The following is a 26,570-nucleotide window of genomic DNA, read 5'->3' as shown; positions in this document are numbered from 1 at the left end:
TAATGATGATAAACGCGGCATGTTGAGAATAGTTCTTATAAAACAAATGATCATTCAAAAGGTTTGCGGTTTGCTACTTCATCCTGTATCAGACTTACAAATTCTTCTACGGACATTGCGCCGAGATCTCCTTTGGCCTGCCTGCGTACAGCTACCTTACCGTCTGATTCTTCTTTTTCACCGAGCACCAGCATGTAAGGAACTTTCGCTATTTCCGCATCACGGATCTTTTTACCGATCTTTTCGCTTCTATCATCAATTTCAGCGCGAATTTCCGCTTTTTTTAGCAATTCTGCTACTTTTTCTGTATAAGCCTGATACTTGTCACTGATCGGCAGGATTTTTACCTGTGTAGGCGTAAGCCATAAAGGGAATTTACCCGCGCAATGTTCTATCAGCACCGCAATGAACCGCTCCAGCGAACCGAACGGTGCGCGGTGGATCATTACAGGACGGTGTACCTTGTTATCTGCTCCGATGTATTCCAGTTCAAAACGCTCCGGCAGGTTGTAATCCACCTGGATGGTTCCCAGCTGCCATTTGCGGCCCAGCGCATCTTTCACCATGAAATCCAGCTTGGGGCCGTAAAATGCCGCCTCACCGTATTCCACCACTGTCTTCAGCCCTTTTTCAGCAGCAGATTCAATGATCGCCTGCTCAGCCAGTTCCCAGTTCTCGTCTGATCCGATATATTTCGCACGATCCTCTTTGTCTCTCAGCGAAATTTGTGCCGTATAATTGTCAAAGCCTAAACTGGCGAAAACATATAATACCAGGTCTATCACTTTACAGAACTCTTCCTTCACCTGGTCCGGACGGCAGAACAGATGTGCGTCATCCTGGGTAAATCCGCGCACGCGGGTGAGGCCGTGTAGTTCGCCGTGTTGCTCGTAACGGTAAACAGTACCGAACTCAGCAAAACGCACCGGCAGGTCCTTGTAAGACTTGGGCGAAACTTTATAGATCTCACAGTGATGCGGGCAGTTCATGGGTTTCAGCATGAACTCCTCACCTTCCTCTGGTGTATGAATAGGCTGGAAACTGTCCTTTCCGTATTTCTCGTAGTGGCCGGAAGTGATGTACAGGTTCTTATTCCCAATGTGGGGAGTAACAACCGGCAGGTAGCCACTTTCAATCTGCGCCTTTTGCAGGAAGTTCTGTAAACGCTCCCGGAGCATAGCGCCTTTAGGCAACCACAAAGGCAAACCTAAACCCACCTTCTCAGAGAAGGCAAACAGTTCCAATTCCTTGCCCAGCTTGCGATGGTCGCGTTTCTTCGCTTCCTCCAGCAGGGTCAGGTATTCGTCCAGTTCTTTTTTGGAAGGGAAAGTGATACCATAGATGCGGGTGAGCATCTTGTTCTTCTCATCCCCCATCCAGTAAGCGCCGGCAATGTTCGTGAGCTTGATGGCCTTGATAAAACCCGTGTTAGGAATATGCGGGCCACGGCAGAGATCCGTAAAGTTACCCTGCGTATAGAAAGTGATGTTGCCATCTTCCAGTTTCTGGAGATTGTCCAGCTTATATGGATCGTTCTTTTCAGTAAAGTATTTGATAGCGTCTGCCTTGGAGACATCCTTGCGCACGTAAACGCTGTTCAGGTTAGCCAATTCCGTCATTTTCACTTCCAGCTTCCGCAGATCTTCATCTGAGATCGCACGGCCATCCAGGTCCACATCGTAAAAGAAACCGCCATTTTCAAGGGAAGGTCCATTACCGAATTTTACACCCGGGTACAATGCCTCCAGCGCCTCTGCCATTAAATGCGCAGAAGAGTGCCACATAGTAGCCTTGCCATCCGTATCCACCCACGTGAGCAGTTGTAAAGTACCGTCTTGTGTAATGGGGCGGGAAGCGTCTACCACCTGTCCGTTTACTTTTGCCGCTAAAACCTTGCGGGCAAGCCCTTCGCTGATGGATTTGGCAATGTCCAGTGCTGATACACCTTGTTCATACTGTCGTACTGCGCCATCCGGAAATGTAATATTGATCATAAATCCTGTTCTCAAATAAAATGCATGCGAAATTACGAAATCCATCAGTAATTACGAATTACGAATTACGCTGATTTGACTGTTATATGGAAGCACCGGGGTTATATTTCCATCAATAAGCGGAAAAGATGACTGCTGCCATCGTCGTTATCTGCCACCAGTATCAGTTCCGGCGTATTGGCCGTTTCCCGTACACAAATAGATTCTATCTTTTTTTTCATAAAAACAGGTGCAATTTCTTCCAGTTTGATCCATTCATCTGGCTGCACAGTGCTTTTCAGGAGTGCTGAAGACGCATTTCTGATCCATCCAACCCTGCTCTCTCCTATCAGTCCGTCATCATACACATTGGCCGTATCTTCAGAAGAGGCAGTGAAAAAGAGCCAATCCTTTTCCGCCCACCAAGCCAGTCCGGAGATCCCCACAAAAGCTTCCTCTGGCAACAGCAATTCACAATAATGCAGTTCTGACGGGGCTTTCCAGAGTTCCGCCATAGGACTGTAGATGAGGGTATTATGCGGGTGCAGCTTATGGCCCCTGCTGCCTAATAATATCCCCTTTCCAAAGGCCGTAGCCCCTTCTATATTCAATTCCATTAATCCATCATTGCGCAATTGCGTGTAAAAAGGCCCCAGGTCCAATAATGATGGGGACTCCTGCCCAAAATCCCAGATCGCGGCATAATCCCGCTGCGGGGAAAGGGAACCAGACCCCAGCAGCAGCAACACCTCCCGGCCATCCGTTTCCACCACGGCCAGGCTTTCCCAATCCTTCTTCTCTTTTTTGGGTATCCTGTATTGATCCGGCCCCGGAATGTGTATGCTGTTCACCAGGGCAAAATGATCATCCAGGCAATAGATCCTGCTGGCATCATCACCTGCAATGTAAAAATGGCCGTTGTGGTATTCAATGCCGGAAGCTGAAGAAATGTCTGAAAATTCAGTGGAAGATAACAAAGAGAGGATCATCAATCAAACTTAGAAATTTATATCGAAATTGCAGCCTTAATTTGAATATACCCATGCTGTCATTCGCCGATCACATCATTCAATTCAACACACACCTGGCTTTCACCGGCAAACTGCCGAAAGACATCCGCATCATGAATCCCTTCCGGGAGCAGGCAGGCGTAGTGGAAACAATGACGAAATTCTACAAAAAATTCTATGAGGATCATCACCAGCGGCGCATGATCGTGGGCATTAACCCGGGACGTTTGGGCGCAGGGCTGACCGGTGTTCCTTTCACAGACTCCCACCGGCTGGCAGATCCTTGCGGCATCATCATCCCGGGCATCAAAACCTTTGAACCTTCTTCTGTTTTTGTATACGATGTGATTGCTGCATATGGCGGCCCGAAAGCTTTCTACAAGGATTTCTATATCGGCTCCATGTCTCCCCTGGGTTTCACCGCATTGAAACCCGGCGGCAAAGAAGTGAATTACAATTATTATGACAGCAAGGAATTAACAGCAGCAGTGTATGATTTCATGGTATCCAATATCCACAAGCAACTCGCCTTTGGAATGGACCGCTCTGTAGGATATTGTTTGGGAACGGGTAAAAACGCAGCGTTCCTTACCCAACTGAATGAGAAGGAACGCTTCTTTAAAAAGATAGTACCACTGGAACATCCGAGGTTTGTAATGCAGTATCGCAACAAACGCAAACAGGAGTATATTGATAAGTACCTGACCGCTTTCAGTGATCATTGATAACGCAGCGTATCCGTTACGGATCCGCAGGTAAGCATCGCATCCCCAAAATAAGGGTTCAGGATCTCCGCTTTATCACTCAGCCAGTAGGCCCCTTTATCATTAAATGCCATCGGGCAATATTGCCGGTAAACCGTAGCGCCTTTCAATCCCGTCACCTTCACCAGGTCGTACATCATTTCAGACACCATATTGAAAGACTCCCTGCGGGCGTCGAGTCCGCCTTTTTCTATTAATAGCCCCTTCAGTTCCGCCGCGATATCTCCTGCATTCACCAGCAATTCACTTTCCCGCGCAGAATCCACTCCCAGGCGTGTTATCGGCAAACTATCCAGGTGCGCTTTCAGGGAAACCGCCGCCAGGTCTGCTGCCAGGGTATCAGATTTCACCAATGCGCCGGATAGTTGATAATAGGCCGTCATCGCCACTTTCAGGGAATCGTAGAATTCGTTGGAAAACGGCGCCTGGAGATCGCCGGAAGTGCTTTGCGCTGTTGAGTCTGCAGAAGAGGAAGTGCCAGCCTGCTGGCAGGCTGCAAACAAGGCTGCTGTAGCTAATATCCAAATATATTGATTCAAACGCATACGATATGATTTGAGGCAAAGATAGCACCAAAAAATGTACTATCTTTGCGCGTTTAATAGCAATTTCAAGTATGCTCATCGCACTGCAGGACATAACATTCGAATTCGGCGCAAGAACCATCATTAAAGATTCTTCCTTGCATGTCATACCGGGAGACCGCATCGGACTCATTGGTCTGAACGGTACCGGTAAATCCACCCTTCTCCGTATTATCAACGGAGAATACTCTATTTCTAAAGGAAGTGTGAATAAGATCCGCAACCTCAGCCTTGGCTTCTTTAACCAGGACCTCCTGAGCTTTGAAACGGACGACAGCATCCTCAATGTAGGGATGACCGCCTTCACCGAAGCACAGAAAGTAGAAAAGGAACTGGAAGAACTCACCGCTAAACTGGAACATTCCCAGGATGAGGCTATCCTGCATGCATACAGCGATAAACTCCACGAATTCGATATCCTGGACGGATACAACATCCGTCATAAAACAGCTACCGTACTGGAAGGCCTTGGTTTCACCACGGCAGACCTGGAACGCCCTTACAACCAATTCTCCGGAGGATGGCGTATGCGGGTACTGCTGGCCAGGATCATCCTGCAAAAGCCCGATGTGCTGATGCTCGATGAACCGACCAACCACCTTGACCTTCCCTCCATCGAATGGCTGGAAAAATACCTCTCTAATTACGAAGGCGCGGTGATCATCGTGTCCCACGACCGGTATTTCCTGGACAGGATGGTGAACAAAGTAGTAGAGGTCTATCAACAGGAATTACATCACTATGCCGGTAACTACTCTGATTATGAGGAGGAAAAGATCATGCGCCGTGAATTACAGCAACGCGCATTCGAAAACCAGCAGGATTACATCAAACAACAGGAAAAATTTATAGAAAGATTTAAAGCGAAAGCTTCCAAAGCTGCGCAGGCACAAAGTATCGCCAAGCGGCTGGATAAAATAGAAAGGATCGAGCAAACGGACAGTGGTCCATCCAAAATACGGATGAACTTTACCGTAGATAAAATGCCCGGTAAGATCCTCACTACTTTGGAGAATGTGAGCAAGTCCTTCGGCAACCTCACCATCCTGAAGAACACCAGTGCAGAGATCAACCGCGGCGATAAGATCGCGCTGATCGGTGCAAACGGTAAAGGTAAATCCACCCTGCTCCGCGTGATTGCAGGAACAGAACAATTTGAAGGTAACCGTGTACCCGGCCACAACGTAGTAACCAGTTTCTATGCCCAGCACCAGCTGGAAGCATTACACATGGATAATGAGATCCTGGAAGAGCTGAAGAGCGTAGGCAGCGGCCGTTCCGAAGTAGAACTGCGTACCCTGCTGGGTTGCTTCCTGTTCCAGGGTGATGATGTTTTCAAGAAAGTAAGGATCCTTTCCGGAGGAGAGAAAGCCCGTGTAGCATTAGGTAAAGTGATCATCGGCCAGGCCAACTTCCTGCTGCTGGATGAGCCCACGAACCACCTGGACATCAACTCTGTAGAGATGCTGATTGATGCTTTAGGTAAATATGAAGGCAGCCTCGTACTCGTATCGCACGACCGGTATTTTGTGAGCAAAACCGCTAACAAGATCTGGGAGATCGTAGATGGTGAGATCAAGGAATTCAAAGGCAACTACACCGAGTGGGAAGAATGGAAGAAACGCCAGGCATTAGCAGCAGCACCTGCAAAAGCCGAAAAAAAAAACGCTCCGGTAGTACAGCAGACGCAAGCGCCAACTAATCCGGCGCCGCAGAAAAGCTCCATAGACAAGGACCTGAAGAGAGAATTGCAGAAACAGCAAAAGTTGTCGGAGCAACTGGAACAGCAGATCACTACGCTGAAAGACCGCCTGAAACACCTGGAAGCTGATATGGCCAACCCGGATGTATATGGCGATAAACAGAAATTCCGCAACACGGAAGATGCTTATAAGAAAGCGAATGCAGATCTGGCCAAAGCCAATACGGAATATGAGGAAGTGTTTGAAAAGGTGATGGAACTGGAAGAGAAAATGAAAAGCTAAATGTTTGCCGCGCTGCAAAGGGCGGTTTTTCTCTTCTTGTTGAAAGAATAAAGAACAAAAGCAAAACGACCTTTTTAGGCAGCCTTTTCTCTTTTTGTTGAAAGAATAAAAGAACAAAAGCAAAACAACCTTTTAGGCAGTTTTCTCTTTTTGTTGAAAGAATAAAGAACAAAAGCAAAACGACCTTTTTAGGCAGCCTTTTCTCTTTTTGTTGAAAGAATAAAAGAACAAAAGCAAAACAACCTTTTAGGCAGCCTTTTCTCTTCTTGTTGAAAGAATAAAAGAACAAAAGCAAAACGACCTTTTTAGGCAGCCTTTTCTCTTTTCGTTGAAAGAATAAAAGAACAAAAGCAAAACGACCTTTTAGGCAGTTTTTCTCTTTTCGTTGAAAGAATAAAAGAACAATAACAAAACGGCCTAAAAGGCCGTTTTGCTTTTGGAGCACTTAACAAGAAAAGCTCTCTTCAATTTATAATGGTTGGCTTAGCCCCCTTTTACGATCTCCAGGATCCCCTCATTCTCTATAATGATCATCCCCTGCCTGTCCTGTGTAATACCTTCCGTTAGTTTGTAGGTATAAGTAGGCTTATGGCCTTCCATAATGGTAGGGAGATAAGTAAAGCTGAAATTATCACACTGCTCCCTTAGTGCCTCTCCTACTTCAATAATATGCGTGGAAATAATGAAAAAGCAGTTCCTGTTTTCCGAAAAAGCTTCGGTGATGCTTAGCGTGGCATCATAGGCATCTTTAACATTGGTGCCTTTAAACAGCTCATCAAATATTACGTACAGGTCCTTGTCCGCAGCTACTTCTTCCGCTACTGTTTTTACACGAAGCACCTCCGCATAAAAATGACTGTAGCCCAATTCCAGGCTATCAGGTACGTTAATGGAAGTATAGAGGCCATCCATCACAGAGAATTCCATCTGGCTGGCTGCCACCGGAAAACCCATATGTGCCAGGTAAACACAGATCCCGAAAGATTTCATCAGGGTAGATTTCCCTGCCATGTTTGCTCCTGTGAGGAATATCACGTTTTTGTTCCCGGATAAGGAAACCGTATTTCCTATGGCATTTTCAACCGCAGGATGATAAAGATCCGTAATCGTTAACTTGTTACTGCTTTTGGGCAGCGCAACTGCATAATTAAATCTTCTTTGCCTGCCAATGGCTGATACCGCCACATATACATCCAGATGAAAGATGAGCGTCATCAGCTGCTTCATTTGGGCATGCATGGCTGTTCTCAGCAGATGATCATACTTCACCAGTTTCACCAGGGATAAGCTGTTCACTCCCCGCTCCTGCTGCAGCCAGCTGAGTTTTGGATGACGAAAAATTACCCCGATCAATTCCAGCTGCTCTTTGTAAGCACCTTCCCGGTCCTGCAGCTGTTCAGCAAAATCCCTGAAATGGTTGAGCATTTCAATGGTCTTGCATATTTCCCCGTTTAATTGCTCATATGCGGTATCCTGCGCTACGATCTGCAATACTTTCTTAGAGAGCACGTGCATGATATTGCTCCCTCCCGCGCTCAGGTAGTTTTCCATCACCGCAAATTCTTCCGCTGTAAACGGAAAAGTTACAGGCTGGGTAGAGAAGTACCTGAATATGCTGCTTCGCTGATTGATCTCCTCCGCATCCGTTAACGGATGCTGGAACAGATGGTCCATCAGTTTACGGCCACCCATGGTGATCACGGTATCAAAAAGACGGGAGATGGAATTGTTCTTATGGCGCCCCGGAATATTGAGGTCATTCAAGGTCTGTTTATCTGCAAAGAAACTCATACGCTCGCTGTTTTGCTTTTTCTGCTCCTGATGATCTCCAGGATCCGTTCATTATTGATGATGACCATGCCATGCCGGTCTGCCGTAATACCTGTTTCCAGTTTGTAAGTATACACAGGTGTGTTCCCCTCCATCCTGGTAGGGAGGTACACAAAATTGATATTGGGGCATTGCTTTGCCAATACATCTCCTGCTTCAATGATGTGTGTAGAAACCACGAACATGCAGTTCCGCCTTCCCGCAAAAGCCTGTGTAATAGCAATGGTTCCCTCATATGCATCCTTTACATTCGTACCACGAAAAAGCTCATCAAAAATGATGAACAGGTTTTTATCTGCTCCCAGCTCTTTGGCTACTTTCTTTACCCGCAACACCTCTGCATAGAAATGACTAATCCCGGAACTCAGGTCATCCGGGAGATTGATGGTAGTATATATGCCATCCCTCACAGAAAATTCCATTCCTTCGGCTGCTACAGGCAGGCCCATATGCGCCAGGTAAAGCGCAATCCCCATCGATTTCATTAAAGTAGATTTACCAGCCATATTAGCCCCGGTAAGAAATAAAACATTCTTCTCAGGGGTGATGGTGATATCATTTGCTGTTGCATTTTTAACCAGGGGGTGGTAAACCTGGCGCAGTGTTACCGTATGATCACCCTTATCAAGGGCAACCGGGAAAACATATTTACGCGCTGTTGCTACCTGTGCAATAGACATGTACACATCCAGGTGATAGATGTAAGCGAGTATTTCCTTTACTGTATCGCGGATAGTGAACCTGAACACCCCATCCAGACGAACCGCTGTTTCATAGGAAAGTTTTGCATTGGGCCGGCCCTCACTCATAATAGTTTTTAGCAACCCTTCTATCGCCTGCAGGTCTTGCGGGATTGGACCGATCTCTTTCAGAAAAACAGCCAGGTCCGTACATATTTCCAGTATGGCCCCTATCCCCTGAACGATCAGTTTGTAATCGCCATCTGCAGAGATCATCTGGCTGAATTTCCTGGTTAAATTCTGCTGCTCAGCCGAAAGCCTTGTTCTCGGATCAGTCATGGCCAGGTAGATCTCTGCACTGTCCAGTGCAGCTGCTTTGATGGGGAAAGGCAATGTTACCCTGCTGAAGAACTGAATGGTCAGACTTCTGTTGTTGATAGCATCTGCATTATCCAGCGGAAACAGGAATAACCTTTCCAGGATAGTTGCGCCGCCGCTGGTATGCGTTTGATTGTAGATATTAAAAACAGCATCCTTGCCTGGCTTACTGAAAATATTCAGGTCTTCCTGTGTTTGCTTATCGGTTTTAAAACTCATCAGTTATTGCGTCTTTTGAACAGGATAATAGCACCCAGTATTACTAGTATCGCCGGGAGAATGTATTTGAAAGCAATCGTCAACAGGGAAAGCTGTTCCTTGCTAACCGTCATATCTACGTCTTTAGCCTCAGGCCGGTTCTCATCGAACGGAAACTGACCAATGCTCAGCCACCTGAACAAAATGTCTACACTGTACAGTCTTACTTCTTTTACCTCCCGTTCTACATTTTCAAACTGGCTATTGCCGAGGTAGTCTGCATCACCGGAAACAATGATGCGTTGTTCTTTGCCGTTCACTTTTCGTTTCAGGGTTACAGCAACCGGGAAGGTGCCTCTTTCATCGCCCTGTGCGACATCAAACACCAGTGAAGGCATACTGTCATTAACAGGTACCACTTTGTTCCAGCCACCTGCAGGGCTCATCAATAATGGCTGAATTTCAAAAGGACCGGATGCATCATATATTAAAGCGGAAGCCTTATCTAATATCACATTCTTTTTTGCCTGTAGAAAGAGTGGCACATAACGGTCAATGTCTTTTGCCTGCGGTGCATATACAGCAGCAATCTTTTGCTGGTCAAGATCTTTTTCCGGCTTAACTAACATGCCCGGCTTTTGCTGAATACCCAGGTTAGCTAAAACAGGATTGATAACAGATTGCCTTCCGGGATTAGTAGTGATCAGCAGGTTTCCTCCGCGTTCTATATACTGTTTTATTTTTCCAAGCGTGATATCACTCAGAGCTACCGTAGGATCAGCAATCACCAGGATGTCAGTTTTAGCAGGCAGGTCCTGGCTGTCCAGGTTAATCGTATCCACCTGGAAACCCTGGTTCACCATCGCCTTTCTTTTGGATCTATCACTGAGGATAGTGGCATATCCCCGGTCCTTCTTATCCGAAATACCTGTTTCATTATTGCCGGATAAAAAGAGGATATTGGGATCTTCTACCGATAAACGTTTCAATGCGGCTATCCATTCTGCTTCCTGCGGGTACTGTCCATATTCATCCATAAAGAACCGCAGGTAAGTGCTTTTCCCGTTGTATTCCAGCTTCCTGATATTCATGTAGCCCTCCGGTTTAAGATCGATCATTTTGTCAATCTCTTCAGGCCCTACGAAATTTTTAAAGTCGAAGTCGCTCACCAAAGCAACTTTTTCCCCCAGCTCATGAATGTCTTTGATACCCTTGAAATTGGGGTTCCACCTGGTAACGGACATCATGGTATCTGTGATCTCATGGTAATAGTACACGTACTCATTCTCAATACCCGGAATAAAGCGCTTGTACATGCTTTGAGATTCGAGATCACCATTGCGGAACACCGGCATTAAATTGTATGGATTAGGCGCCAGCATGTTCACATAGGTGGTTATCTTCAATTTCCCGGTTATCTTCTTTGCTACCTGCTGAGCGGGTACTGAGATCGTCATTTGTTTTCCTGCGGACAGATCGAGATAACCGATCAATGCGGGAATGGTGGTGAGATAACCTACACCAAACACAGCTACAAGCAGGAGCACATAACGCCCTGCCTTTACACGCCAGGGTTTCAGCTCACGCTGATTTCTCAGGTAAAGTACGGACAGTGCGAGGAACAGGAATATGATGATCAGATAGTACGCCACATCTTTCGTGGAGATCAATCCCATGATCATCATTTGAATGCTGCCTGAAATGGAAAGGAAGGAAGTGATATCCCGCACAATATCCATAGACTGGCCGATGCCACCTACATACCTTAATGCCGCAAATACTGCCAGCGTAGCGATGGCTGCCACGATCTGGTAGTTAGTGAGGCAGGACATAAAAAGCCCGATGGCCGCATAGGTACAGATCAGCAGGAACAGCCCGAATATTCCTGCCATCAACATACCCGTATCTGCATGTTCAATGGTCAAAATACCGGTAATGGCAAATAAAGTGATGATGGCAATAAAAGCCAGGCACAGTGTTACCAGTGCCAGGTACTTGCCAAGAATGATCTCCCGTAGTTTAACCGGGGAAGACAGTAATAGCTTAATAGAACCACTGCTGGTTTCCCGGCTCATGATGCCCATGGTCAAAATAGGCAGATATAGGTATAGGGTCTGCTGAATAGTTACAAAAAAACCGGCCGGTATACCATAAACGTTCCTGGTAATAGGGCTCGACAACCGCCCGTGCAACGCAATGGAATTCTGAAAGCTTTCCAGCGTTCCCATCACGGTGATGCTGCACAACACACAAAATATGGGAAGCACGATCCAGATAACCGGCGAATAGATCAAAATACTAAGCTCAAGCTTTGCAATCTTTAATATCTTTCTCATGAATATTTTATCTTTTTGTTTTTTTGGATAATTGCGCAAAAACTTCATCCAGGGATGTTCTTTCCTGCACCAGTTCCGTTAATTCCCATCCTTGTTGAACGGCATGCGTAATAACCCGTTTGGGTACATCCTTATCCGCAGAAAAACGTAACCGGATGCTTCTGTCATTGAGGAATTCAACCCCCGTAATGCCTGGTATAGCACTCAGTTCTTCGGCAGCAGGTGGATTATCCATAGCAAGCAGCATAGAATCCGGCAGCACATAATTGTTAAAAGCATCCATCGTATCCGCAAATACCATCTGGCCGCTCTCGATCATCTTCACTTCTTTACAGATAGCTTGTACTTCTGAAAGGATATGGGTAGAAAATATCACAGCTCTTTCTTCCCCGATCTCGCGGATCAGTTTCCTCACTTCCAGTATTTGATTAGGGTCCAGTCCATTGGTGGGCTCATCCAGTACTACCAGCCGGGGTTTATGAATGATGGCCTGCGCAATACCGGCACGCTGGCGGTAGCCACCGGAAAGATTGCGCAATACCCGTTTGCGAAAATGTGTAAGACCACATTTTTCCATGACCTCCTCTACCGCTTTTTTCACTTTATCTTTTGCTACGTCCCTTATAGCGGCGCAGTAAGTCAGGTATTCTTCTACCGTCAATTCCAGGTGCAGTGGTGCATTTTGCGGTAAGAAACCAAGCAGTTTTTTCGTCTCTTCCGGTTTTTCCCTGATGTTGATGCCGTTGATAAAAACATTGCCTTCTGTTTGATTCAATACCCCGCAAAGAATATTCATCGTGGTAGACTTACCGGCGCCGTTTGATCCAAGAAGTCCCAGTATCCCCACTTTATCAATATCAAAACTGATATCACGGATCGCCCAGTCCCGGGTGTATTTATGAGAAAGATGCTCAATTTTAACAATGCTTTGTTTCACGTAGTTTGATTTATTGTTTACTTAAAATCTCCGCCAGTTTCTTTTCCAGGTCCTCTCCTCTTAAGCCTTTCGCAACGATCTTCCCATTAGGGTCTATCAGGAAATTCTGCGGCACACCTCTGATGCTATACAATTTCACCAACTCGTTATTCCAGCCTTTCAGGTCGGAAACATTCGTCCATGCAAGACCATCATCTTTTATAGCAGCCAGCCATTTATCCTTTTCACCAGGCATATCCAGCGAAACACTGAGCACGGTAAACCCTTTGTCTGAAAAGTTTGCATAGGCTTTTACCACATGGGGATTCTCCTTGCGGCAAGGCACACACCAGGAAGCCCAGAAGTCCAGCAACACATATTTACCGCGGAAATCTTTCAGGCTAACAGGCTTATCGTTCACATCATTCTGTGTAAAATCGGGTGCAGTTACCCCTACCAGAGAGCCTTTCTCTCTGTCAAGATCCTTTTTCAGCGCCACCCCCATTTCAGTAGTACGTATCCTTTCCGAAAGATGACCGAAAACCGGTGTTACAGCCGGATCAAATTCACCATTCATCAGCCGTGTATTGATCATATCTCTCAAAACGATCAGGCTGAAGGTTTCATCCGGATGCTGCTGAATATATGCCGCGCGGAAGTTGTGTTGTTTTAGCATAGCCTCTTCATACAACTTCTTCCAGCTTTCCATAAAAGCTTCCGTTTTCTCCGTCTCTCCCCTTGCCGTTAACGCCATGATCACATCATTCACTTGTTTTTGAACGGGCGCCAGCTGTTGTTCGTACTTTTTAAGGCTCTCATTGATCTTCGATCCGCTAATGGTGGCCTCCCCGATATTTTCGCTGCCATTGATATCGGTCTTCCCGCTTTCTAAATAAAAATTCAGTGCATCCCTGTCTAAAGGACTGGCGTTTTTATGCACTACTATCAGGTTTACTCTCGCAGCAGCTTCCACAGCACCTTTAAACTGGCATTTACCCTTTACCACATCAACCGAATCCACCCTATTTTCCTGCATCAGGTATGCTTTCACTGCATCCGAGCTTTCATTCAATTTTACGTTGAGGAGATAGTCTTTGCTTTGGGCGTTTGCCAATACAGGCAGGCATACCATTCCCGTCAGGAAAAAATTCCTGTAAATTTTCATTATTTTCATATGGAGATTATTTTATGGCATTAGACCTATGTCTCCGATCAACGCTATGTTATAAGCGCCGAAGAAAGGTTCTATAGAAAGTATAGTGAATTTCAGATACCGGGCCGTGCAGTTTCCCGTTGCAACAACCTGTTTAGCATCGCTGGTTTGCCCGCCATACGTTCCTTTATCCTCCCAGTTTAAACCATCCATGCTTATTTCGATCTTTAACTGCTTTACATAACCACCTTGTTGTGTGTAGAACGGCGCAGGCGTACGATAGGTCACTGCACTGAAATCTATCGTGCCATCAAGGTCCAGCACTACATGTTGCGGTATGCCATCTTCTGTTGACCATAAGCTATTCACATCATCGTCCAGGAGGTTGCGCGCCGGATTGAACAGGTCTTCAGAAGACACGCTTTGGATCTTCCAGCCTGCCTTTGAGATAACAGAAGACCTGCCGGTTTTGACTACAATAAAAAGCGTCTGATCTTTCGCGGCATCGCCTTCGATACCATCTACGGATTGGATAACGATCGGCAACACATAAGTGGTGAGTGATTTCAACTTTGTGCCCTGCACAATGTTGATCTCTGAAGCCGGCCCCCCGATATTACAGGAAGGCTGGTAAAAATGCCACGAGTTAGCTGGCAGCAACAATGCCTCGCCATACTTCGCCTTATATTCCGTCAGCTTCTCATTATCCACGGCAAAGGTGACGTTATGATCCCCCGCAATGGGTGCATTGGCTATGGCGTTTATGTTCACAATAGCTACTGAATCATTTTCGACAGGCAAATTCAGTAATATCGTATCTGATACCTGGAGCCGGGCAAAAGAAATGCTGCCCGCTGGTATTACTACTTTATCGTTGTCTTTGCTGCAGGATGCCAGTATAACCAGCATCCAGCAAAGTAAAATGGTGTTCTTGTTCATCATGCAGGAATTAATTTTGTTGCATACCTGGATTAAAATAGAGTACCTGTACCGGGATCTTCAGCGTGTAAGCTGCTGCCGCATGCGGAAGCGTGGCAATGATATTACCCCTGGCATCGTACCTGTTCACCACCGGCATTTTTTCTTCCTTATCCAAACGCCGCATATCAAACCAGCGTAATCCGCTATAAGGCATTTCATTGTTCCGTTCACGCAGCACCCACGCCAATACCTCTTCCTGATCACCTGATTGCAGCGGCTGGTAATCCGCAGTGGCAAAACGCATCACCCTTATTTCGTTCAACTGGGTAAGCGCCGTAGTAAGGTCAGTGGCACGTGCCGCAGCCTCTGCAATGATCAGTTTCATTTCAGGCAATGAGGTGCCGGTATTGGTGCTCTGCAAGGCGTAGTTGGTTATCAGGGGGAAGTAAGTCGTATTTCCACGCCTGGAATAATTATCGCTGGAACTGTACATCAGTGCCAGGCGGAGGTCCTTCTTGCTGAAACTGCTAAGGAAAGCAGAATCCGGCGATTCGTACCCCATCAGCCTGCGGGAATAGATAGCATCCTGCCTGGTACTTAACGAACTTACCGTATTGGGGAGCGTGGTTCTGAAATCCAACATAGAAAGCGTGCCCGTTTGTATGGCGAGTGCTGCATTCTTACTGGCTTCAGGATAATTCCGCATATACAGGTATACCCTTGCCAGTACACTGTATGCTGCCGGCACAGAGCCACGGTAGCGGTTCTTGCTGTTGTCTTTCGCCAGATCAGGTAAAGCCGTGCTGATATCTGCAATGATGTGATCATAGATCTCCTTCACCGTACTTCTTCCCGGTACTTGCTGCGTTACATCGTTAGACGTAACAAAAGGAACGCCCAGGTCTTTATCTGCCGTTGCAGGATCATATGGCTTTCCGTATAAATTAACGAGATAGAAATACTCAAATGCCCTGCCCAGCAACGCTTCAGCCTTCAGTGCCCTTTTCGCTGCCGGTGTGCCGCCGGTTGCATCATCAATACCCAGCAGTACCGTATTGTACTTGTTGATGTTGGCATAGTGAGCACCCCAGCAGGCCGGAGCAGCTTTCAGATCTGTATTGAATTGCGGAGCCCAGGTATAGACCAGCTCATTCGCTGATACCGCCGGCACCTTAATATTTACATTATCAACATTATCCGCCAGCAGGTTCAGTTCCGCGGTAGCAGATGCGCCGAGTTTATCTGCATCGTTCAGCCATTGATCATAATTGTTAACGGTGGAGAGTATAGTGAACCCTTTGGGCGTAATGTCCAGATATTTGTTGCAGGCGCTGATGGCCAAACAGCCAAGCGCAATAAATCCTGTTAAATATCTTTTGTATAACATAGTGTAGATTTAGAAATTAGTAAAGAGCGCTGCTGAATAAGTGGGCGTGATGTAAGGCTTGGCATAACTGCCTGTTGCCATACTGTAGTTGTATTTGTTCAACCCACGCGTCCACACATTCGATGCCTGCAGTTTCACTTCAAAATGGTTCATACCGATCCGCTTCAGGAACAGGCTGTTGTTAAAAGTATAAGACGCCGTGATATCCCGGATGGTCACATAGTTACCTTTCACGACATAGTTGTCCGCATTCCGGTACACCATTCCTGCAAAGAAATCATTAAAACCTGCCAGCGCCATTACCGCATCAGGGTTCTTTTCATCACCGGGTGCTTTCCAGTAATTACCAGCCCCATCTAACGGACGGAAAGCTGCAGGATCAGCACGTGGCACCTGTACTTTGAACCCGCCGTAATAACTCACCATGCAGTAGAAATAGAAGTTACCAATGTCTAACCGGTTACTCAGGCCGATATTAGTAGTGGGAATAGAAGTTCCCGTATAATAGAATGCTGCAGAAGTATTATCATAATTCAGAGAGGAAGATGTATTGCCTTTGTCATCCCGTACCATCGGCATGCCATTGGCATCCAGGCCGGCATAACGATAGGCATATAAAGCTCCTACCGGCTGGCCTTCCACATACCCTGCGGCATTTGTGCTGGAGGGCCATAACGTGAGGTTCTGATAGATCTTCAACACTTTGCTGGTGTTGTAGGAAAGCACGAAACCTGTATTCCAGTTCACATTTGCTTTTTTGATCCAGTCTGACCGCAGCGTTATTTCCATCCCCTGGTTGTTGATGGAAGCATTGTTGATGAAAGAAGGACTCGTACCAATGGTAGGATCGATCTGTCCGCTGGCCAGCAGGTCTGTACTGTTCTTGTGATAGAAGTCTATACTGCCGCTCACATTATCCAGGATACCATAATCGAGGCCGACATTCACATTCTTCGTTTGTTCCCAACGCAGGCCACTGTTAGCATTGGCGAACAAGCGCAGGGCATCGGAGTAAGGTGTGGTATAGGTGTTCAGATAACTCTGTGCAATGACCTGTGGAAGTGAGAGTTTGGCAACGTTCCCGTTAAAACCATATGCTGCACGCAGTTTCAGCTGTTTCAGCCAGGGGGCGCCCTGCATGAAATGCTCATTGGCAATATTCCATGCACCACCTACTGACCATAATGGTTTGTAGCGATACTTTGGATCCGTACCAAAAAGGTTAGACTGATCAATGCGGATACTACCGGTCAGTGAATACCTTCTTTTGTAAGTGTACACGATATTGGAATACCCGGATACAAACCGGTCCTCTGTGTACAATTGATCAAACAGGTTGGCATAATTGATGTTGCGGCGGTTTACAAATGAACCGATGATAGTGCTGTTGGCAATACCATCATAGTTGATGGGCTGCTGCAGCAAAGTTTCATCATTGTAACCAAAGTAAGCAGCACTGCTTCCCTGTTGGGTGAGGTTCCTTACTTCTGCACCCGCAATGCCGTTGATGGCATGGTCCTTACCGATCGTTTTGTCGTAGTTCAGCTGCGCACGAATGGTATAGCTGCTCGTCTTTGTATTTTGTTCACGCAGGAATCCGCCTTTGGGAATATTAAAAACAAGGCTTCCATCTGTATTCTGCGTAACATAGCTGTCTATATACTGGTGTGCTTCTGAAGATCTTTCAGAGGCGTTATGACGGAGATTGATGGTGTTACCTTCGTAAATACCACCTAATGTGACCGTAATACCCGGCAGCAGTTTATAATTAAAATTGAGGGTAGTTCTGTTGCTGGTGCTGCGCGTTCTGTCGTTTATTTCATGCACGTCTGTCATGGGATAATACAGGTAATCCAGTAGCCCGTTATCCATCATTACCTTGTTATAGAACGGGTTGATAGTAGAACCACTGATAATGGGCATAGGTTTCCCGTTTGCATCCTGCAGCCGCTCATAGGGATAAATGCTGTTGATATCTGGAACGGGCGCAGCATTCTCGCGGTTTTCCTGGTAGTCTGTCATCAGCTCTGCAGACAAGCGTTCAGAGAGCTGCAACGTGGTTCTGCCGGAAAGAATGATCCGGTTGTTATCATTATTTATCTGAGCGAGTTTGTTACGCGCGTAATTGGCCGTAAAATAATAAGTAGCATTGCTACTGCCGCCGGACACATCCAGGTGATAATTTTGGATAGAGGCGGTACGTTGGAAGAGCTTGCCGTATTCCGCCGAATTATTATGATCTTTCAGCGCATCGAATGCCCTGGAAGCCTGATCCGGTGTGATGATGGAGGCAGCCTGCTGCGCCATAATGTAGTACGCCGGCGTTTCTGCATTGGCGCTGTTACTGGTGTTCAGGCGATTCCAGGTAGTAGCATCTATACTGTTCTTATTGATGTCCTGATCATACCCCACATTGATCGCTGAGCCGTCTTTCGCCCAGCGGTAACGGGTATAATCATCTGCAGGCGTAAAACTGGTAGTAGCACGGAAATTCATCCTGGGATGCCCTGCTGTCGCCTTCTTCCTTTCGATCACGATCACACCGTTGGATGCACGCACCCCGTAAACCGTGGCAGCCGCCGCATCTTTGAGGATGGTGATGGATTTGATCTCATTAGGATCTATCATACTCAACGATAGCTCCGTAGGAAATCCGTCAATCACGATCAGTGGATTTTGATTGCCCGTGATGGTAGAAATACCGCGGATATTAAAGAGACTTTTGGAAGAAGGAACGCCATTCACCGTACTGTTGAATTTGATATCATTGTTGATGAGCAGGCCGGATACTTTTCCATTGAGGCCAGACAGGAAATCCGTACTGATCTGCGATTCATATTCCTTCGTGGTGATCTGCGAGATCGCTCCTGTACTCTGCTCCGGCCGGATGCGCTGATAACCGGTGTTAACCACCACCTGCACATTTTCCAGCACGGTAACCGAAGGTTCCAATTGAATAATAAGGCTGGTGGCATAAGCAAGGGTTTCGGTGACAGGAACGGACCTGGTTTCATAACCAATGTAGGACACCTCGATCACGTCTCCGGGAGAAACGTCTAAGTGCAGCATACCAGTGGCATCCGTTATACCGGACCGCCTTTTCTTTTTGTTGACGACGGAAGCACCTGAAAGCGGAACACCTGCCCGGTTGATGACTTTGATATTCAGCGGTGGCACCGGTGGCAGCATGGGAAAAGTGGCGGGAGGAGAGGTTGCTGGTTTTCGGGAGATAAAAATAGTTTTACCCTGGATATCATACTTGAACGGAATGTCTTTCAACACAATGTTCAGCAGATCATTTAACTGCAGGTTGTAGGCATCCAGGGAAATAGATTTACGGCTGGCAATAAGGTCCTTACTGCTAAGCACTACATACCCCGTCTGCTTTTCAATAGCAGTGAAAACCTGTTTCAACGGCAGGTCTTTGCCGGACAGTGTGACCGTTTGTGCGCTGCCGGAGGCATAGGCATGAACAAGAACAGTAGTCAGAAAGAAGATGGTTAGCTTCATAACCATGACGATTTTGGTTAGCGTGTGATGCCTGCCGCAAACCGGATGCCCAATGGGCACACGGAAAAAGCGCACACCACAATCCGCAGTTTTTTGCATAAATTGTGAATGTTTGGTTGAGAAAAAATGGTTAGATGTCATTGGTTCAAGCCCGAACGTCGCCGGTTACCGATTCCAGTCGGTATCCGGCTCTTTGTTTGAAGCGGGCATACTTTCCCCCTTTAGCCACGAAGGCTATTGAAATTGCATGATATATTGCGTGTATTGTTTACTCCTTTGCATTCCCTGGCAGCACCGTCAATATGCGGCCTTCCAGTCTGTAATTCACCCCTAGTTCCTTTAGATTCTTCAGTAAGCCATTCAGCGGCACATCCCTTGTCATTTTGCCTATCAGGTCTATGTCCGGTATACCTTTTTCATATACCACGTCAATATCGTACCAGCGTTCCAGTTGCCGCATTACTTCTAACAGCGAAGTGTTTTCAAAGTTGAACATACCGTTCCTCCACGCCATTACCTGGCTGGTATCTATCTTATTGGTCACCTCAATATGCGTATTCACCTGCGCCTGTTCTCCCGGCCTGATAACACGTTGCTCATTACCTCTTACTATCTTTACAGCACCCTCCAGCAAAGTGGTGGCAATGTTATCTCCATTCTGATAGGCATTGATATTGAAATGCGTGCCCAATACTTCTACCGCCATCTTATTATTAACATTCACCACAAATGGCATTTCCTTGTTTTTCGCTACTTCAAAGTAAGCTTCTCCTGTGATCTCCACTTTTCGTTCATGACCTGTGAAGGCAGTGGGATAGCGGATCGTACTGGCTGAATTCAGCCATACGATCGTACCATCAGGTAATCTCAGCTGGTATTGGCGGGCTTTGGGTATAGCGATCTTATTATACAAGGGCTGGTCACCATTTCCTTCATAAGAGAGTTTGCCGTTTGTTACTTTCGCAATTACACCGCCTTGTATAGCCACGCTCCCATTCTGCATCGTGTCCAGCAGGATCTCAGAGCCGTCAGCCAAAGTGAGGATGGCGCCTGCTTTGCCGGGCTGAATATCCGATACTGCCGCAACGGGCATCACGTGCTGTGAGCGGTTGGCAAAAAAGTACGAGCCGGCGCCCAGTAATAATAAAACGGATGCTGCCGCCCACCATCTGCGATATAATGGTATGCTGCGTTTTGTAAGCTTATTCTCCCTGAATAATTGAAATGCGTTTTCGGTATGCTGAAAGTCCAGCATAACCGCAAGGTAGCGGTCTATCTCACCTTCATCCTGTATCTGCTCAAATACGGCCCGGTTGGCCGCTGACTGTTGCAGCCAGGCCTCCAGCAACACGCCTTCTTCCGGGCTTATCTCCTCTTCCCGAACGTGTTTATATAATATGGCAGTGATCTCTGTTTTCATAATGTATTATCAGCCTGTAATAAATAAACGACTGAAGACCGCTCCGCATCACAGCGATTTCATAAATAAATAAAAAAAGGGAAGTATCAGGCGTTTCTTCAATAACACAGCGCGCAGTTTTTCCAGCGCCCTGGCCTTTTGGTTGCGGACATTATTAGGTGTTATGCCCAGCTTTTGGGCTATTTCAAGTGTATCCAATCCCTCTACGAAGATCATTTTCAGCAGTTCTACCTGGTTGGGGGGCAGTCCCTCCACTTCCTGGAAAATACGGTTAAAGAGGTCTTCCTTGATGATAGTGGCTTCCAGGACGTCTTCCGAGATCTCCTGCCCGCCGGCTATTTCGTCCTGTTTGGCCAGGCGGACCTGCAGGTGTTTCTTATGATCCAGACATTTGTTACGGGCTACTGTAAAAAGGAAAGTCCCCGCGGCCTTAACCGTCGCATCCCGGAAACCCTCCCGCCGGTCCCAGAAAGCAGCGATGGCATCCTGGGCAATATCCTGCGCTTCCGCGGCATCTTTCATGAGGTCCAGGCAGAAGTATTTCAAACGAGGGTAATATGCATGAAAGAGGATCTCCATTGCCTTCTCATTCCCATCCGCTATGCTGGAAAGCAGGTCCGGATGATCAATATGTAGAAAGTTGGTTGGCAAATGTTCCCCTGGTTTAAAACAAAATGCAAAGTATAATAAAATTCTTAAAAGGTGGTTTTGATTGCAGAGGGGCTTTTTTCAATGGATTGCATTACTATTATTTTCAAATTGTGAATAAATCACTGTCAAAAACACTGATTTCTTGTCATTTGACAAACCGGCGGAAGCTGATATTTCGTAAATTGAATGTTCACCAAAAAACAATCTTTATGGGATTTCAGGAAGGAGTAATAAAAGTAAACGGCAGCATCGGAGATGAGGTCGGTTACAGGGTGGATGGAAAACTCCGCATCCGCAAAAAAGCAAAAAATGTAAAGAGAAGCGAGGCCACCAAACGCGCCGCTATCGATTTTGGTACCGCCAGTGCAGCCGGAAAGATCATCCGCCGGGGCGTAAAACAGGGGCTGGATATCCGCACGGATAATAAGCTGACCAACCGCCTGAATGTAAGAACGAAGCAGGTACTCTATGCCGGCAGCAATGAGCCCGGCGAGAGAACTTTTAAGCGGGAAGCAATAGCGGGATTAACAGGCTTTCAGTTCAACAGCCACACAGACCTGGGCCGGTTGTTAAATTTCCGGCCTAAGGTGAAACAGGATGGCAAAGGAAATCTCCGCATTGCCCTGCCTGCCCTGACAGCCAGTGATATCCTTCATGCAAAGAACACCACGCACATACAGATCAAAGCGATTGCTGTGGGTGTGAACTTCACTGATGGTGAATACCAGGATGCAGTATCTGACAAAGTATTGATCGATCTCAGGAAACCGGCAGTGGCAAACGAATTGATCCTGCCTTTCACTGCAGGCGATGATGAAACCATCGTAGTATTACAGGTGACTGCATTCAGGGAATATGCCGGACAGCTGTGTGCATCAGGCAACCGAAAATACTTCGCAGCAGATATCATTGATGTGATACCATCACTGGTGATAGAAGAAGCAAACCTTGTACACCATAGTCATGCAATAGGTAAACCGCTCTTTCAGCTGCACGGAGATCATACCCTCGCCACCCCACAACGGGAATGAAACAAGGCGAGGCGGGTGACAGGAATTGATGTGAAGTTTTTCTTCCGCCAGGGAAATTATATTCATCACCCAAAAAATGGAAGTATTTTTGTAAAATGAAAGTGCATATGAAACATCTTGCTGTAAAAAATACCGATCTAAGCAGCCAAAAGAGCAATAACTCCCCGCTCTGACAGCTAAACATCCCCTTCACCACACCTTCACCTCCGGTACACATTCTATCCACATCAAGTCCACCTTCCATTCGGTTATCTCTGGTCTATCAGCCGTCAATCGGGCATCTCCCCCTGGTAGTACAAGCTAAACACTGTAACAACAACCTTCTTCATCATCCCCGTAGCATAAGACTAAAAGTACAACGACTTATCATCCTTAAGATATAATTCAAGGAATTTGGTAAAAGAATAAGCGATTATTTTAAATTCTTCACCACAAATTATGTATATCTCGTTAGCATCACTTTCTTTATCATATAATTTGATCGCATATGTGAAAAGATGAAAACTGTGATCTGCAATTACAAAAACATTTTTATGATCTGTTAATTTAGAGGTTATGTTTCTATAGTCCGGGGGCCCAATCCAATCCTCCAACTCATCCTTAACCGTTTTAAATTCATCAAAAGGATAAAGTTTAAATAAATTGTTGTCATAACCTTCCGTTCCATTCAGTTCCTTAAAATAATCCAGTATGTCGCCGGGTAATACCAACCTGTTACTTTGATAAAAGGTTTTAAGATCTATCTCTGAAACAGGTTGAGAATGTGTCACTTCATTATTCTTCCAAAATTCGCTTATTGCAAGAATTATTTGATTCTCCTCCATATTAACGTTTGTAAGGTTTTATTAATCATCCCGTAACAGCAAATGCTGCAGCATGAGCATTTTATTATAAGCAGGGCTCCGGTAATAATACGTCACCACATGATAACCACTGAAGATCTTCTTGAATGGATCCGGTAAAAGCGAATTGAATCCCGCCATAAAGAAAACAAAATTGGTATCCTTAAATGAAACCTTCGGTACCGTGGTAACTCCCAGCCATATCAGCGCTGTAGAGAGGATAACTTTATCCATAGGATCCCGGGCCATGCGAAGCTGCGCCTGCGCATCCACAATAAGTTGGGGCCGGTGTTTCTCCAGGGCAGCAATGGGAAACCTCCCCATTAAACGCGCAATATGATAGAGCAACACCGGTGTCCGGGCATAATGGGGTGAGATATAGGCAGGATGCGTGATATACTCGCGGTGATGAATAAAGGAATCAAGCAATGCCGTGGTGGCCTCATCGTAACGCCCGCCTGCCATACCGTAAGCATGATTGAAATAAAGTACATTCGTCAGAACACAGAAATCAAAGTCAATAGGCATATCGCGGCCAAACCAGGTAGAATAAGCAGGTATATGCCTGTACTTCGGAAAGGTGTTCCGGATGCTGTACCGCACTGTATTGGCATGTTGCTCCATCAGCAACTTCACAGCACGGGCTGTACTATCGTCCGCCTGCATGCCCATCAGGAGAATAACCGTATCGTCCACATCATCCGGCAACGTATGCCATTTTTTAAAAAGCCCGAGGAAAGGGGAATTGGGGAAAACAATACCAGGGTTCGTTTTCCAGAAATTGTAAGTAACATTATGACGGAAATGCCGGAAAGAAGAACGGGCATTACGGAGGATCCGTTGGCAAAGCAGACTATCTTCTCCATGAAACTTCGTTTGTAATTCCGATAAAGTGAAAGCGATCAGACCGGTGAAGAAGATATTGTTATCCTCCCTCATCTTCCCATGCAAATTGCCATAATGCCGATAACTCCGGAACATCCCCGTGTAATAAAAACTATCTTTTTCGATCTGTTCCGCCGCAATTTCCTTCAGAAGACGGGATGCCTGCCCGCTGGCCGGCAGAACAAATGCCAGCAACATGATCACAACTAAAGATTTCCGCCATTGTACACAGCGCTTCCAGGTGAAACGCATACAGTGGCAGATGCCGGAAGGTTTTTCCATGTCAACGATCAACGTTTTGCGGGGCAATTCCGAAAAGTCAGGAAGTTGTGCCAGGCCTTGCTGAACGGTTTGCAATCTGCTGATAGCGAATTCACCAAAAGAACAGATCGCCATCATATCCAGCAAAAACTGTTGCTTACGTTCAGCCGATCCAGGCAAAGTATTGATGGATGCTTCCAGGTTATTCACCATGCCCATAAAAAATTCATGGAATGCAGAAGCATCCCGCATCCGCATAGGCAGTGTCTGGAAACCTGTTTGTAAGTCTTTCCAAATATCAAAAAGATCATTCGTGAGTTGGATAATACCGCCCAGCTGAAACCAGCATTGCCGTTCAACAGCACTCACTTCTTCATCCAGGTAAAAGCTGCATAACAAAACAGCATAACTCCCCTTCCCTATTGTTACACGATGCAGATCAGTATCTGTGATAGCAACAGAAGCCTGTAGTGCAGAATCTATCTGGGCCTGGAACAAACCGCGGGTAGCATCGCCGTACGCTGCTTTTTGTTTTACGAAGTTGTTGAGGTATAAATGCGCATGCAGGAACATCCGCTCTTCAATACGTTGCGCCACAAAAGACGCCGGTTCATAAGAGATGTTGTGCAACGCATCCGATGAAAGCTCCCCTCTGTCCGTAAAATCATCGAAGGTAGTACTGCAGATAAAATACAGCAGCATCCGCTCCCGTTCCCCGTCAGACACTTTACGCCCGCGGAAATTAGAAAAAGCCTGCACGATCATGGGCACATAGATGCTGTAGCTGGTAATGATCTTCCTGCGGGCATCCTCTCTTAAACGCCCGCCAAGCTCCACTTCCAGGGCAGACAAATACTTCGCTGCCCAAACGGCCTCCCGCTTGCGGCTGGTAATGATCCCTATCACCCGGTAAATAACACGCATACCAAATTGCAACCAGTACATAAGCTTAAATATATTGAACAAACAACATGGACAAGATCCCCATCAGCATCACTATCTTGATACTTCCGCTTAACCGGTTATAATCGGCGCAGGCTTTCGCCTTAAAAACTTTCAGTATGATCCGGATCAAGGGTATCATCACCAGAAGGATGATATAAACAGATAACACCCTGGTCCATAAATTCCCTCCCCACAAATAGGGTTGTATAACACCCAGCAGGATGATCATGCAAAAAAGGTTCAATACCACGATATAACGTACAACAGCATCGCTTAACACAATAGCCATCGTCTGGCCTCCGTGAAGCCTGTCCCCCCCTATATCTTCCAGGTCTTTTATTACTTCCCGTGCAAAAGAGAGAAGGAATGCAAACCCGGTGTATAACAATGTGGCCATTTGCAGGTAACGGAACCGCTGTTCCACCATCATGAAAAGCACCAGCACGGCAGATGCCGTAATACCAGATACGAGCACATTCCCCGTGAGGAAACTTTTCTTCAGGAATGCGGAATACATGAACAGTAAAACGATAGAAATGATCACACAGATCAGTGGCAAAGGATTAGAAAGCGATATACTCAGCAATATGGCTGTTACGTTCATAGCGATATACAAAGCCAGCGCCGTTCTTTTACTGATGCCCTGTGTGATAAAAACCTTATGGGGTTTATTGACCAGATCAATAGGAACATCGAAATAATCATTAATAATGTAACCCGCTGCCGCAATCAACTGGTAAGCGGTTGCGATCATCAGGAAATTCCGGAGCTCCACCAGGGGGCCTATACTATATCGCAGCATCAAAGGATTAATTACACAGTATTGGAACAGGAACTGCGTTAGCAAAATAAATAACAGGTTTGGCCAGCGCACCAGTTTCAGGAAGAGGGATATGCTTCTCATTTGGTT

The 26,570-nt window shown here is 46.3% G+C and carries 19 protein-coding genes; 3 read left to right on the top strand and 16 right to left on the bottom strand.

Annotated elements, in window-relative coordinates; all coding sequences use genetic code 11:
* Nucleotides 1-50: 50 nt before the first annotated feature.
* Together thrS and GFS24_RS04720 are read right to left on the bottom strand one after the other, a co-directional pair.
* On the bottom strand, nt 51-1,994 hold the full coding sequence (thrS, locus tag GFS24_RS04725) for a threonine--tRNA ligase (RefSeq protein ID WP_153658410.1): 1,944 nt from the start codon (nt 1,992-1,994) through the stop codon (nt 51-53).
* Nucleotides 1,995-2,095: 101 nt separating this feature from the next.
* A complete protein-coding gene (locus GFS24_RS04720; RefSeq protein ID WP_153658409.1) occupies nt 2,096-2,962 on the bottom strand; it encodes a hypothetical protein in 867 nt (288 codons plus the stop codon).
* Between the two features lie 53 nt (nt 2,963-3,015).
* Here GFS24_RS04720 and GFS24_RS04715 point away from each other — a divergent pair, with 53 nt between their 5' ends.
* The gene (locus tag GFS24_RS04715) at nt 3,016-3,708 is read left to right on the top strand and encodes a uracil-DNA glycosylase family protein (protein WP_153658408.1); all 693 of its coding nucleotides are present in this window, start codon (nt 3,016-3,018) and stop codon (nt 3,706-3,708) included.
* Here GFS24_RS04715 and GFS24_RS04710 read toward each other — a convergent pair.
* Entirely contained in the window at nt 3,702-4,292 is a 591-nt protein-coding gene (locus GFS24_RS04710; protein WP_153658407.1) for a DUF3347 domain-containing protein, read from the bottom strand. The two genes, GFS24_RS04715 and GFS24_RS04710, sit on opposite strands and share 7 nt — an antisense overlap.
* Before the next feature lie 71 nt (nt 4,293-4,363).
* Between GFS24_RS04710 and GFS24_RS04705 the strand changes: the two genes are divergently transcribed.
* Nucleotides 4,364-6,316 carry an ABC-F family ATP-binding cassette domain-containing protein gene (locus GFS24_RS04705; RefSeq protein WP_153658406.1) on the top strand — a complete coding sequence of 651 codons (1,953 nt, stop codon included), beginning with the start codon at nt 4,364-4,366 and terminating at the stop codon, nt 6,314-6,316.
* A gap of 483 nt (nt 6,317-6,799) precedes the next feature.
* On the opposite strand, the gene GFS24_RS04700 is transcribed toward GFS24_RS04705, so the two are convergent.
* From GFS24_RS04700 to GFS24_RS04655, 10 genes are all read right to left on the bottom strand, one after another.
* On the bottom strand, nt 6,800-8,107 hold the full coding sequence (locus GFS24_RS04700) for a DNA mismatch repair protein (RefSeq protein ID WP_153658405.1): 1,308 nt from the start codon (nt 8,105-8,107) through the stop codon (nt 6,800-6,802).
* Nucleotides 8,104-9,423, bottom strand: a complete 1,320-nt coding sequence (locus GFS24_RS04695) for a DNA mismatch repair protein (protein WP_153658404.1) — start codon at nt 9,421-9,423, stop codon at nt 8,104-8,106. The genes GFS24_RS04700 and GFS24_RS04695 overlap by 4 nt, the downstream gene beginning before the upstream one ends.
* Complete coding sequence (locus GFS24_RS04690) at nt 9,423-11,738, bottom strand: Gldg family protein (RefSeq protein WP_173002970.1); 2,316 nt, start codon at nt 11,736-11,738, stop codon at nt 9,423-9,425. The genes GFS24_RS04695 and GFS24_RS04690 overlap by 1 nt, the downstream gene beginning before the upstream one ends.
* A gap of 7 nt (nt 11,739-11,745) precedes the next feature.
* Nucleotides 11,746-12,675 (bottom strand): ABC transporter ATP-binding protein, encoded by a 930-nt coding sequence (locus GFS24_RS04685; protein ID WP_371729818.1) that lies wholly within the window; start codon nt 12,673-12,675, stop codon nt 11,746-11,748.
* A gap of 10 nt (nt 12,676-12,685) precedes the next feature.
* Entirely contained in the window at nt 12,686-13,828 is a 1,143-nt protein-coding gene (locus tag GFS24_RS04680) for a TlpA disulfide reductase family protein (protein ID WP_153658402.1), read from the bottom strand.
* A 12-nt stretch (nt 13,829-13,840) separates the two neighbouring features.
* Nucleotides 13,841-14,749, bottom strand: a complete 909-nt coding sequence (locus GFS24_RS04675; RefSeq protein WP_153658401.1) for a discoidin domain-containing protein — start codon at nt 14,747-14,749, stop codon at nt 13,841-13,843.
* Nucleotides 14,750-14,756: 7 nt separating this feature from the next.
* Entirely contained in the window at nt 14,757-16,115 is a 1,359-nt protein-coding gene (locus GFS24_RS04670; RefSeq protein ID WP_153658400.1) for a RagB/SusD family nutrient uptake outer membrane protein, read from the bottom strand.
* A gap of 9 nt (nt 16,116-16,124) precedes the next feature.
* Complete coding sequence (locus GFS24_RS04665; RefSeq protein ID WP_173002969.1) at nt 16,125-19,625, bottom strand: SusC/RagA family TonB-linked outer membrane protein; 3,501 nt, start codon at nt 19,623-19,625, stop codon at nt 16,125-16,127.
* Between the two features lie 268 nt (nt 19,626-19,893).
* Nucleotides 19,894-21,045, bottom strand: coding sequence for a FecR family protein (locus GFS24_RS04660; RefSeq protein WP_153658398.1), 1,152 nt, complete (start codon nt 21,043-21,045; stop codon nt 19,894-19,896).
* Between the two features lie 48 nt (nt 21,046-21,093).
* Nucleotides 21,094-21,696, bottom strand: a complete 603-nt coding sequence (locus GFS24_RS04655; protein ID WP_153658397.1) for an RNA polymerase sigma factor — start codon at nt 21,694-21,696, stop codon at nt 21,094-21,096.
* 209 nt (nt 21,697-21,905) lie between these two features.
* Between GFS24_RS04655 and GFS24_RS04650 the strand changes: the two genes are divergently transcribed.
* On the top strand, nt 21,906-22,727 hold the full coding sequence (locus GFS24_RS04650; RefSeq protein WP_153658396.1) for a hypothetical protein: 822 nt from the start codon (nt 21,906-21,908) through the stop codon (nt 22,725-22,727).
* Between the two features lie 347 nt (nt 22,728-23,074).
* On the opposite strand, the gene GFS24_RS04645 is transcribed toward GFS24_RS04650, so the two are convergent.
* From GFS24_RS04645 to GFS24_RS04635, 3 genes are read right to left on the bottom strand one after another with little or no spacing between them, the layout of a single operon-like run.
* The gene (locus GFS24_RS04645) at nt 23,075-23,551 is read right to left on the bottom strand and encodes an SMI1/KNR4 family protein (RefSeq protein ID WP_153658395.1); all 477 of its coding nucleotides are present in this window, start codon (nt 23,549-23,551) and stop codon (nt 23,075-23,077) included.
* Between the two features lie 21 nt (nt 23,552-23,572).
* Nucleotides 23,573-25,660 (bottom strand): hypothetical protein, encoded by a 2,088-nt coding sequence (locus GFS24_RS04640; RefSeq protein ID WP_153658394.1) that lies wholly within the window; start codon nt 25,658-25,660, stop codon nt 23,573-23,575.
* 4 nt (nt 25,661-25,664) lie between these two features.
* Nucleotides 25,665-26,564, bottom strand: a complete 900-nt coding sequence (locus GFS24_RS04635; RefSeq protein ID WP_153658393.1) for a geranylgeranylglycerol-phosphate geranylgeranyltransferase — start codon at nt 26,562-26,564, stop codon at nt 25,665-25,667.
* Nucleotides 26,565-26,570: the final 6 nt, after the last annotated feature.

Origin of the sequence: Chitinophaga sp. SYP-B3965, from assembly GCF_009647655.1 — a bacterium.
Lineage (GTDB): Bacteria > Bacteroidota > Bacteroidia > Chitinophagales > Chitinophagaceae > Chitinophaga.
This window is presented reverse-complemented; position numbering and strand designations above follow the sequence as displayed.